Annotated in this window: 1 protein-coding gene; it reads left to right on the top strand. The window is 45.7% G+C overall.

Annotated features, from left to right (window positions below; translation table 11 throughout):
• A partial coding sequence (locus tag H8S75_RS32235; protein WP_187024960.1) for a hypothetical protein occupies window positions 1–2093 on the top strand: 2093 nt, incomplete at both ends.

Raw genomic sequence — 2093 nt, 5'->3', positions numbered from 1 at the left:
AAAGGGAACGACCATTGAGTATTCCACTAACGGCAGAACCTGGAGCGGAACAATCCCGCAGTTTACGGAATATAAAGAAGGCGGATATCCGGTTTATGTAAGGGCAAAGAATCTGAATTACAGTAATACCGCAGAAACAGAAGTTGTATTTACCATAACAAAACGTCCAGTAACTGTATCGGCCGGAATTGCAACTTTTGACTATGATGGAAGTGAGAAAAAAGTAACAGAAGTTAAGGCAGAGCCCGCAAATGGAACTAATACGGGAGGGATTCTTCCGGATCATACAGCGAAAGCTGAGTTGGAGAATAATAAGAGAACAGATGCTGGAGACCAGATCGTAAAAATCAAAGAAGGAAGCGTTACAATTCTGTCAGGAAGAAAGAATGTAACGGAGAATTATGCGGTAAGCCTCGGAGATGGAAAGCTGATAATTAATCAGAAGGGTGGTCTTAAAGTCACAGTAGATGCAGAAAGCTTAAGCCATGTATACGACGGAGAAAGCCACGGAATCAAAGCGGCGGAAGCAAGTGATACAAAGGGAACGACCATTGAGTACTCAACAGATGGTGAGAGCTGGAGCGGAACAATCCCGCAGTTTACTGAATACCGTGAAGAAGGGTACCCGGTTTATGTAAGGGCGAAAAATGATAACTACAGCAACGTGGCAGAAGCAGACGTGGTCTTTAGGATCACCAAGCGCCCGATTAACGTAGCGGCGGGAATCCTGGAAACAGAGTATGACGGAAGTGAGAAGGAAGTAACAGAAATCACTTATACGGTATCAAACGCAGAAAACACAGCCGGAGCGTTAAAGGATCATAAAGTAAGTGCAGTCCTGAAAGATAATAAGAGGACGGAAGCCGGAGAGCAGACGGTAAGTGTAGTAGAGAACAGCGTAAGGATACTGTCGGGAGAAGCTGATGTAACAAAGAACTATGCAGTAAGCCTTGGAGACGGAAAGCTGACAGTTAACAGGAAAGGCGGCCTTAAAGTCACAGTAGATGCAGAAAGCTTAAGCCATGTGTATGATGGAGAAAGCCACGGAATCAAAGCGGCGGAAGCAAGTGATGCAAAGGGAACAACCATTGAGTATTCAACAGATGGTGAGAACTGGAGCGGAACAATCCCGCAGTTTATTGAATACCGTGAAGAAGGGTACCCGGTTTATGTAAGGGCGAAAAATGATAACTACAGCAACGTGGCAGAAGCAGACGTGGTCTTTAGAATCACCAAGCGCCCGATTAAAGTAGCGGCGGGAATCCTGGAAACAGAGTATGACGGAAGTGAGAAGGAAGTAACAGAAATCACTTATACGGTATCAAACGCAGAAAACACAGCTGGAGCGTTAAAGGATCATAAGGTAAGTGCAGTCCTGAAAGATAATAAGAGGACGGAAGCCGGAGAGCAGACGGTAAGTGTGGTAGAGAACAGCGTAAGGATACTGTCAGGAGAAGCTGATGTAACAAAGAACTATGCAGTAAGCCTTGGAGACGGAAAGCTGACCGTTAACAGGAAAGGCGGCCTTAAAGTCACAGTAGATGCAGAAAGCTTAAGCCATGTATATGATGGAGAAAGCCACGGAATCAAAGCGGCGGAAGCAAGTGACGCAAAGGGAACGACCATCGAGTATTCAACAGATGGTGAGAACTGGAGCGGAACGATCCCGCAGTTTACGGAATACCAGGAAGGCGGATATCCGGTTTATGTAAGGGCGACGAATGATAATTACAGCAACGCAGCAACAGCCGAGGTTGAGTTTAACATAACAAAACGTCCGGTAACTGTATCAGCCGGAATTATGACAGCCGAGTATGACGGAAGCGAGAAGGAAGTAACAGAAATCCGCTATACGGAAGCAGATAGTGAAAATACAGAAGGTATACTGGCAGACCATACCGTAACCGCAAAGCTGTTGAACAGTAAGAGGACAGACGCAGGGGAGCAGACAGTAAGAATAGAAGACGGAAGCGTCAGGATATTGTCGGGCGGAACCGATGTAACAAAGAACTATGCAGTAAGCCTCGGAGACGGAAAGCTGACAATTAATCAGAAGGGTGATCTTAAAGTCACAGTAGATGCAGAAAGCTTAA

It is taken from the genome of Hungatella hominis (assembly GCF_014288005.1).
Classification (GTDB): Bacteria; Bacillota; Clostridia; order Lachnospirales; family Lachnospiraceae; genus Hungatella; species Hungatella effluvii.
Note: the sequence above shows the minus strand (reverse complement) of the source record. Positions and strands in the feature narration are given on the sequence as shown.